Here is a 9,641-nt window from a genome sequence, read left to right as displayed (position 1 = left end):
GCCCGGCGCACGCTCACCCCCACACGCGCTCTCCCCGCACACGCTCTACCCCGCACACGCTCCGCCCCGCACGCCTTGTCCGGCACGCGCTCACCGCCGCACGCGCTCTCCCCGCACACGCTCTACCCCGCACGCCTTGTCCGGCACGCGCTCACCGCCGCACGCGCTCTATCCGGCGCACGCTCTACCCGGCGCGCTAACCCCCGCGCACGCTCTACCCGGCGCGCTCTACCCCGCACGCGCCCTACCCGGCGCACGCTCCACCCCGCACGCGCCCTACCCGGCCGCCCTGCCCGGCGCACGCTCCGTCCGGCGCACGCTCTGCCCCGCACGCGCTCTACCCGGCGCGCGTTCTGCCCGGCCTTCGTCCGGTCGGTGCGGGTCAGGGGCCTGCGCGGAAGAACTGGAGGGGCAGCGGCTGGGAGTGCGTGCTCGGCTCGCCGGACGGGGACGGGGAGGCTGCGCGCGCGCCGCACAGGGCCTGCGCGACGTGGGCGTAGAGCGCGCTGTCGATCGGGTGCGGGATCGGGGTGCCGTCGGCGGTGAGCCGCTGGTACTTCATGAGGTTGAAGCCCAGCGAGATCTGCTGCTTGCCGTCCGAGCTGGACAGCGACTGCGTGCCCGCCCCGAAGACGCTGCCGTCGTGGCCCCAGAACGTCCCGCACGGCAGGTCGAGCGAGTAGATGCCGAGGCCGTAGTTCATGAGCACGTTGCCGTCCGCGTCCTTGGCGGGCACCGTGTGCTCCATCTCCGCGAGCGACGCCCGTTCGAGGAGCCCGCCGGTGAGCAGCGTCCGGTAGAAGCGGTTGAGGTCGTCCATGGTGGACACCAGGGCGCCCGCCGTCCACGCCCAGCTCATGTTGTAGGTGCTGTAGTCGCGGGGCGGGTTGATGTGCTGGTAGAGCGATTCGTACATGCGCGGGTGGGCGCCGTCGATGTGCGGGCTGGACGGGAAGTACGTGTGTTTCAGACCGGCCTTGCGAATCACGTTCTTGGCGATGTACGTCTGCGCCTTCGTTCCCGTCACTTTCTCCAGGAGCAACCCGGCGACGACGTAGTTGGTGTTGGAGTACGACCAGCGCTCGCCGGGGTCACCGGTCGGCGGCGCCTGGAGGCCCCACTTGACCATCTGCTCGGGAGGCAGGTCGCGGAAGCGGTACCTGTCCAGGCTCCTGGACGACGGGTCGCTCAGCGAAGGGAACGCATAGAGGACGTAGTCGCCGATCCCGCTGGTGTGGTTCAGAAGCATCCGCACGGTGATCTGCTGGCCGCGCTGCCCTGGGAAGAGGTCGGGCAGGTAGCGGCCGATCGGCCCGTCGAGCTGGACACGGCCCTTCTCGACCTGCTGCAGGATCGCCGTGGCGACGAACGTCTTGGTGATGCTCCCGACGCGCTGCCGCATGCCGGTCCGCATGGGGCGTCCGGTCCGGACGTCGGCGGCGCCGGACGCGCCGTTCCACCGGAGATCGCCGTCCCGGACCGCCGAGAACAGCCCGTACATCCCGGCCTCGTGAGTGGCGTCCATGGTCGCGCGCAGCTTCGCGGCGTCGATGCCCGTCGCGCCGACCGGCGCGATCGGTGGACCGCTCGGCGTGAGACCGGCCCCGGGTTCAAGGCCCGGCGCCGGTGAGGGATCGGGGTTGACGGCGGTACCGCCGGGGCCGGGGGCGGGGATCGTCGCGGAGGCGGGTCCCTGCGCCAGCGCCACCGTGAGCACCGCCGCGACGCCCGCCGCGGCGACCCGCGTCACGCTCCGGGGCGTGCCGGTGCCCGCGTGCCGCCTCGGCCCTACGAACCGCCTCGTCGCCATTCCCGTCTCTCTCCCGTCTGCGATGCGTGCAAGAGAAGTCTTCTCGGACGTCTCTCACACTGTCATCCGACTGCGGGAGGAGATGGACATCCTGCTGAAGGCGACGTGACGATACGACGATCGGAGCGAGCTGGGAGGACGTTGGCAGCCGCCCCAGCGGACAGGCGCCCAACCGTCGCGCGAGCGCGCTACCTGACCGGGGATGCGAAGCCGGAGGCGAGCATCCCAGGGAAGATCGCGAAGCGATTCCGCGCTCGCCCAAGCACGGTCAAGGTGCGAGCCGCCAGGCGAGCGCCTTGGGCCGGGATTAAGTGAGCAAGTCGGCGAGGGTTTCGCGGCGGGACGGGTGGCGCAGCTTGTGCATCCCCTTGGACTCGATCTGGCGGATGCGCTCGCGGGTCACGCCGTACACCTTGCCGACCTCCTCCAGCGTCTTCGGCTCCCCTCCGGACAGCCCGAAGCGCATCGAGATGACGCCGGCCTCGCGCTCGGTGAGGGTCTCCAGGACGGCGTCGAGGCGGCCGCGCAGCATCGCGCCGGCGACCACGTCGGCGGGGTCGCCGCCGTCCGGGTCCTCGATGACGTCGCCGAGCTCGCCGTCGCCGTCCTCGCCGAGCGGCGTGTGCAGCGACAGCGGCTCGCGGGCCTGGCGCCGCAGCCACTCCACCTTCTCGACCGGGACGTCGAGCTCGACGGCCAGCTCGGCCGAGGTGGGCTCGCGGCCGAGGTCCTGCATCAGCTGGCGGCGCATCCGGGTCATCCGGTTGAGCACCTCGACGACGTGGACCGGGATGCGGATGGTGCGGCTCTGGTCGGCGAGCGCGCGGCTGATCGCCTGCTTGATCCACCAGACGGCGTAGGTGGAGAACTTCAGGCCGCGCCGGTACTCGAACTTCTCGACGGCGCGGATCAGCCCGAGGTTGCCCTCCTGGACGAGGTCGTTCAGCGGCAGGCCGTGGCCCATGTAGCGCTTGGCGAGCGACACGACGAGGCGCAGGTTGGCCTCGACCATGTGCTCCTTGGCGCGGCGGCCGTCGGCGGCGATCCAGGCGAGGTCCTCGCGGTCCTGCGGGGAGAGCCGGTCGCCGAGGAACTCCAGCCGCTCGCGCGCGAACAGCCCGGCCTCGATGCGCTTGGCGAGGTCGACCTCCTGCTCGGCGGTCAGCAGCGCCCGGCGGCCGATGCGCGAGAGGTAGTCCTTCATCGGGTCGAGGAGGTCGCGGGAGGCGACCGCACGACGGGGGGACTGGACGCGTGTGGACGCAGTGGGGGCGTGGCTGGCGTTCAGGGCGGTGTCCTTTGCTCGTCCGGCCGGGAGGGAACGGCTCACCTCGTTCGGGTACCCGGGACCCTTGAGGCGTAAACTTAGAACGAGCCTAGAAATATGTCAACGCTAAACTTAGGTCGGCTTATGCAATGATGGGAGGCATGGGACTCCGGGAGCTGAAGAAGCAGCAGACGCGGCAGAACATCTCGCACCAGGCCACGCGCCTGTTCCTGCGGCACGGCTTCGACCGCGTGACGATCGCCGACGTCGCGGCGGCGGCGCAGGTGGCCAAGATGACGGTCACCAACTACTTCCCGCGCAAGGAGGACCTGGCCCTCGACCTGCACGAGGTGTTCGTCGCCATCCCGGCCCGGACGGTCGCCGACCGTCCGCCCGGCGAGTCGGCGCTCGCGGCGCTGCGGCGCGGGTTCCTGGACGCGGTGAAGCGGCACGACGCCGTCATCGGCTTCTCCGGTCCCGAGTTCGCCCGCATGATCACCGAGAGCCCCGCGCTGGTGGCGCGGCTCCGCGAGTTCCACGAGGAGCGCGAGGACGCCCTGGCCGCCGTCCTGGCCGCGGAGACCGGCGCCGCGCCGGGCGACGTGCTCCCCCGGCTGGTGGCGGCGCAGCTCGGCGGCGTCCTGCGCGTCCTGTTCCAGGAGTCCATGCGCCGGACGCTGGACGGCGACGACCACGACGCGATCGAGGCGGCGCTGACCGAGGCGGGGAGGGCCGCCTTCGACCTGCTCGAACCGGCACTGGGCGACTACGCCGTCCGGCCCGGGTCCTGACCCGCCGACGCCCCGTCCCCCGGCCGCCCGGACCGCCCGGACCGCCCGGACCGCGGCGTGTCCTCTTCCGGACACGCCGCGGAGCGGGGGTCAGGAGATCACGAGGAGCAGATCACCGGCCTGGACCGGTGTCGCCTCCGGGACCGCCAGGCGCGCCACCGTGCCGGCCACCGGGGCCGTGATCGCGGCCTCCATCTTCATCGCCTCGATCGTGGCGACCACGTCCCCGGCCGCGACCTCGGCCCCCTTGGCCACGCGCAGGGTCACCGAGCCGTCGAACGGGGCGGCGACGTGGCCGGGCTCCCCCGGGTCGGCGCGCTCGACCGGCGGCGCGTCCGACACGACGGACTTGTCGCGGACGGAGAGGGCGCGCAGCTGGCCGTTCACCGTGCAGATCACCTGCCGGACGCCCGCCTCGTCGATACCGCCGACCGCCTCCAGCCCGGCCAGCACGCGCACGCCCGGTTCGAGGTCGAAGGCGACCTCCTGCCCGGTGCGCAGCCCGTACAGGAACGCGCTGGTGGGCAGGACGGACAGGTCGCCATAGGCGGCGCGGGCCTCGCGGTACTCCTTCGCGGGGCCCGGGAAGAGGAGCCGGTCGAGCGTGTCTCGTACCTCGGGACCGGCGAGGGCCTTCTCCTCTGTTCCGGTGAGCTCCGCGCGCGCGGGTGTGTACTGGCGTCCGGCCAGGGCCTTGGTACGGAACGGCTCCGGCCAGCCTCCCGGCGGGTCGCCCAGTTCACCGTTCAGGAACCCGATGACGCTGTCGGGGATGTCGTAGCGGTCCGGGTTCTCGGCGAAGTCGTCCGGGTCGGCACCGGCCGCGACCAGGTGCAGGGCCAGGTCGCCGACGACCTTGCTGGACGGGGTGACCTTGACCAGCCGGCCGAGGATCCGGTCGGCCGCCGCGTACAGCCGCTCGATCTCCTCGAACCGGTCGCCGAGCCCGAGCGCCACGGCCTGCTGCCGGAGGTTCGACAGCTGCCCGCCGGGGATCTCGTGGTGGTAGACGCGTCCGGTGGGCGACGGCAGGCCCATCTCGAACGGTGCGTACAGCTTCCGTACGGCCTCCCAGTACGGCTCCATCACGGTCAGCGCGTCCAGGTCGATGCCGGTGGCGCGTCCGGTGAAGTCGGTCGCGGCCACGATCGCCTGGAGCGGCGGCTGGCTGGTGGTGCCCGACAGCGGTGCGGCGGCGCCGTCCACCGCGTCCACGCCCGCCTCTATGGCCGCGATGTAGGTTCCGAGCTGGCCACCGGCGGTGTCGTGGGTGTGCAGGTGGACGGGCAGGTCGAAGCGTTCGCGCAAGGCGGTCACCAGTGTGCGTGCGGCGGGTGCGCGGAGAAGACCGGCCATGTCCTTGATGCACAGGATGTGGACGCCCGCCTCGACCAGTTGTTCGGCGAGACGCAGGTAGTAGTCGAGGGTGTACAGGCGCTCGCCGGGGGACGACAGGTCGCCGGTGTAGCAGAGGGTCCCTTCGACGAGCGCGTGCGTCTGGAGCACGGCGTCGATGGCCGGACGCATCCGCTCCACGTCGTTCAGGGCGTCGAACACGCGGAAGATGTCGACGCCGGTGCTCGCCGCCTCTTTCACGAACGCGCGCGCGACCGAGTCGGGGTACGGCGTGTACCCGACCGTGTTGCGGCCGCGCAGCAGCATCTGGATGCACATGTTCGGGGCGGCTTCACGGATCGCGGACAGCCGGTCCCAGGGCGACTCGCCGAGGAACCGGAGCGCGACGTCGTACGTGGCGCCGCCCCATGCCTCCAGGGACAGCAGCTGGGGCGTCATCCGGGCAAGGTAAGGCGCCGCCGTGCGCAGGTCATATGTGCGTACTCGGGTCGCAAGGAGCGACTGGTGCGCGTCCCGGAACGTCGTGTCGGTGACGGCCAGAGCGTCTTGGGCGCGGAGCTGTTCGGCGAACGCGCGCGCGCCGAGCGCTAGGAGCCGGTCACGGGAGCCTTCGGGGAACGGCCCTCTCTGCGCGAGCGGAGGCAGCTTCGCCGCCGGGTCGAGCGGGGTGGGCGCCTCGCCGTGCGGCTTGTTGACGGTCACGTCCGCCAGGTACCGGACGAGCCGGGTCGCGCGGTCGCCGCTCGACCGGGCCGTCAGCAGCTCGGGATGGTCGGCGATGTAGGACGTGGTGACGCCGCCCGCGCGGAAGTCTTCTTCGTCCAAGAGCGCCCGCAGGAACGGGATGTTCGTCGCGACGCCCCGGATGCGGAACTCGGCGACCGCCCTGCGCGCGCGCCGCACGGCCTCCTCGAACGTGCGGCCGCGGCAGGTCAGCTTGACCAGCAGCGAGTCGAAGTGCGGCGTGACGACGGCGCCCGCGTGCGTCGTGCCGGTGTCGAGCCGCACCCCCGCGCCGCCCGGCGACCGGTACGCCGAGATCTTGCCGGTGTCGGGACGGAACCCGTTCGCCGGGTCCTCGGTCGTGATGCGGCACTGCACGGCGAACCCGCCGACCGCGATGCCGTCCTGCGCGATGCCGAGGTCGCCGAGCGTCTCGCCGCCCGCGACGCGCAGCTGGCCCTGCACCAGGTCGACGCCGGTGACCTCCTCGGTCACGGTGTGCTCGACCTGGATGCGCGGGTTCATCTCGATGAACACGTGCTCGCCCCGGTCGTCCACGAGGAACTCCACGGTGCCCGCGTTCACGTACCCGATCGCGCGGGCGAACGCCACCGCGTCCGCGCAGAGCCGCTCCGCGACGGCCGGGTCGAGGTTCGGCGCCGGCGCGATCTCGACGACCTTCTGGTGGCGGCGCTGCACCGAGCAGTCGCGCTCGTGCAGGTGGACGGTGTGCCCGGCGCCGTCCGCGAGGATCTGCACCTCGATGTGGCGGGGCCGGTCGACCGCCTGCTCCAGGAACACGGTCGGGTCGCCGAACGCGCTCGCGGCCTCGCGGCGCGCGGTGTCGACGGCGGCCTCCAGTTCCTCGCGGTGGTCGACGCGGCGCAGCCCGCGCCCGCCGCCGCCCGCCGCGGCCTTGACGAACAGCGGGAACCCGACCTCGTCGGCCGCCGCCAGCTCCCGTCCGGGCTCCGGGGTCGTCGAGCGCAGCACCGGCAGCCCCGCGCGCCGCGCCGCCGCGACCGCCTCGATCTTGTTGCCCGCCAGGCGCAGCACCGCGGACGGCGGGCCGACGAACGTCAGGCCGTTGCGCTCGCACGCCTCCGCCAGCTCGGGACTCTCCGACAGGAACCCGTACCCGGGGTAGACGGCGTCGGCACCGACGCGCAGCGCGGTCTCCACGATCCCGTCCACGTCCAGGTAGGCGCGGACCGGATGGCCGCGCTCCCCGATCTCGTACGCCTCGTCCGCCTTCTGGCGGTGCAGGGACAACCGGTCTTCGTGGGCGTAGACGGCGACGCTCGCGATGCCGAGTTCGTAGGCGGCGCGGAACGCGCGGACGGCGATCTCACCCCGGTTCGCGACGAGCAGCTTTGTGATCACGTGCTTCTCCCAGAGACGGTTCGGGCGCGGCCGCCCGCACCCGACGGCCTCCCAGCTCACCTTCGAGCCACGTCGTCAAGCCGCGTCATTCGAGCATGGCAAATCCGGCGGGCGAACCGAATCTTCGGATACGTACCCAGTTGAGCCGTGCGGTACGGCCCCCGGAGGGCCACGGGCTTGTGAACAAAGTGACAGATGACTCTGGACGGGAAAAACACGCGAACGTTCCGGTGGTCTAGACGCGCTACGCGCTCCCGCCGTCCGCGGCGAGCAGCGTCTCGGCGATCATCCTCGCACGGCACGCCGGTTCGGCCGTGCCCTCGCGGAGCGCCGTCACGATCGACCCGTCCAGCAGCAGGACGAACTGCTGCGCGAGCTCGCCGGCGCGCGCCTCGTGCCCCGTCTCGGCGAGCAGGCGCGCGAAGAACGCGGCGACCGCCCGCTTGTGCTCGGACGCGAGGCGCCGGACGCCGTCGTCGGTGCCCGCCGTCTCGGCCATGGCGTTGATGAAAGAACAGCCGTGGAAGCCACCGGACTCGAACCTTCCGGCCATCACGTCGAACACGGCCAGCGGATGCCCGCCACGCTCCGCGACCGCCTCCTCCAGGCCGCTCCGCCACTTGCGGTCGCGCTCGCGCAGGACGGTCGCGACCAGCTCGTCCTTGCCCGTGAAGTGCCGGTAGAAGGACGCGCGCCCCACGCCGGACACCGTCAGCAGCCTTTCGACGCCCACAGCGCGGATGCCCTCGGCGTAGAACAGCTCCTCTGCCGCCTGGACGAGGCGGTCACGGGCGCGGATCGGCATGGAGCCCACGATATCCGACTTTGACATCAAACGGAACTGATCGGTACCGTCTCGAAAAACGGAACCAGTCAGTACCGTCTTGAGGGGATTCCCGCATGACCCACCGCACCACCGCGAGCGCCGACACCGGCACGGGCACGGGCACTGGCGAGGAGCCGGACGGCGGCGTTCCCGCGCGGACGCTCGTCCTGGCGGCCGGGACCTTCGCGGTCGGCACCGACGCGTTCGTCGTCGCCGGCGTCCTCCCGGAGATCGCCCGCGACCTGCACGTGAGCATCGCCGCCGCCGGACAGCTCGTCACCGTCTTCTCGATCGCCTACACCGTGCTGTCGCCGGTCACCGCCGCCCTCACCGGGACCTGGCCGCGCCGCCGCGTCCTGCTGACCGCCCTCGCCGTCCTCATCGCCGGGAACGCGGCCACCGCGCTCGCGCCCGCCTACGGATGGGTACTCGCCAGCCGCGCTCTGGCCGCCGCGGGCGCCGCGATGTTCACCCCGACCGCCGGAGCCACCGCCGCCGCCCTCGCCGGGCCCGCGCACCGGGCAAGGGCACTGTCGTACGTGTCGGTCGGCCTGGTCTCGTCCACCGCGCTCGGCGTCCCCGCCGGGACACTGCTCGGCACGGTCATGTCCTGGCGCGGGACGATCTGGTTCGTCACGGCCCTGGCCGCCCTGGCCGCCGCCGGAGTCGCCCTCTGGCTCCCCCGCGTCCCGGCGCCGCCCGCCGTGAGCCTGCGGGGACGGCTCGCGCCGCTCGGCGACCGCCGCGTCAACGCCCTGCTCGCCTCCACCACGCTCCTGTTCGTCGGCATCTACCTCGTGCACAGCTACGTCAGCGTGATCTTCGAGCCGGTGACCGGGGACAGCGGGCGGACCCTGGCGCTGCTGCTGTTCACCTTCGGCTGCACGGGCATCGCCGGGAATCTCATCACGGGCGTCTGGGCCGACCGCATCGGCCCGCGCCGCGTGATCACGGGCGTCTCCCTCGTGTTGGCCGCCGACCTGGCCCTGCTGCCCGCCATCGGGACGTCCCTCGCGGGCGCGCTCGCCGTCGTCGCCGTCTACGGCTTCACCGCCTGGGGCGTGATGGTCCCGCAGCAGCACCGGCTGATCGCGGTCGCCCCGTCCGCCGCCGCCCTCGTCGTCTCGCTGAACGCCTCGTCCATCTACCTCGCGGTCTCGCTCGCGGGCGCCCTCGGCGCGCTGTCGCTGCGGATCACCGGCACCTCCACGCTGGTCTGGACGGCGGCGGCCTTCGTCCTCGCCGGGCTCGCCGTCTCCGAGATCGCCCACCGCACGACCGCACGCGGCAACCCCGCACACATGCTCTGACGCCACATCACACGTTCGGTCGAATCTCTCGTCCCCACCCGTTCCGTACTTGTCTAGACTCGTCTCGGCCGATGATTCGCGGCGCTGAAAGGGGCTCGGTGTCCGATCGAGACTGGCAGCACACCGTGCTGCACGACCTCGGTGCCCTGGAGACCGGCCTGGTCCCGCCCACCCC

5 protein-coding genes and 1 pseudogene are annotated in these 9,641 nt (G+C 72.2%); 2 read left to right on the top strand and 4 right to left on the bottom strand.

Annotation, left to right across the window (positions count from 1 at the left end; translation table 11 throughout):
* Positions 1-382: 382 nt before the first annotated feature.
* Positions 383-1,750: a serine hydrolase domain-containing protein gene (locus tag E1298_RS39180; protein WP_243726087.1), complete on the bottom strand. Its 1,368-nt coding sequence runs from the start codon at positions 1,748-1,750 to the stop codon at positions 383-385.
* Between the two features lie 367 nt (positions 1,751-2,117).
* Positions 2,118-3,047, bottom strand: a pseudogene (locus E1298_RS39175) (RNA polymerase sigma factor); the annotation flags it as partial.
* Between the two features lie 191 nt (positions 3,048-3,238).
* Between E1298_RS39175 and E1298_RS39170 the strand changes: the two are divergent.
* Positions 3,239-3,868: a TetR/AcrR family transcriptional regulator gene (locus tag E1298_RS39170; RefSeq protein WP_243726086.1), complete on the top strand. Its 630-nt coding sequence runs from the start codon at positions 3,239-3,241 to the stop codon at positions 3,866-3,868.
* Between the two features lie 90 nt (positions 3,869-3,958).
* On the opposite strand, the gene E1298_RS39165 is transcribed toward E1298_RS39170, so the two are convergent.
* Positions 3,959-7,330: a pyruvate carboxylase gene (locus E1298_RS39165; protein ID WP_131902445.1), complete on the bottom strand. Its 3,372-nt coding sequence runs from the start codon at positions 7,328-7,330 to the stop codon at positions 3,959-3,961.
* Between the two features lie 244 nt (positions 7,331-7,574).
* Entirely contained in the window at positions 7,575-8,135 is a 561-nt protein-coding gene (locus E1298_RS39160) for a TetR/AcrR family transcriptional regulator (protein WP_131902444.1), read from the bottom strand.
* A gap of 95 nt (positions 8,136-8,230) precedes the next feature.
* Here E1298_RS39160 and E1298_RS39155 point away from each other — a divergent pair, with 95 nt between their 5' ends.
* The gene (locus tag E1298_RS39155) at positions 8,231-9,466 is read left to right on the top strand and encodes an MFS transporter (RefSeq protein WP_131902443.1); all 1,236 of its coding nucleotides are present in this window, start codon (positions 8,231-8,233) and stop codon (positions 9,464-9,466) included.
* Positions 9,467-9,641 lie beyond the last annotated feature (175 nt).

It is taken from the genome of Actinomadura rubrisoli, from assembly GCF_004349215.1.
GTDB classification, from domain to species: Bacteria; Actinomycetota; Actinomycetes; order Streptosporangiales; family Streptosporangiaceae; genus Spirillospora; species Spirillospora rubrisoli.
The sequence above is the reverse complement of the archived record's forward strand: the minus strand, read 5'-3'. Positions and strand labels throughout refer to the sequence as shown.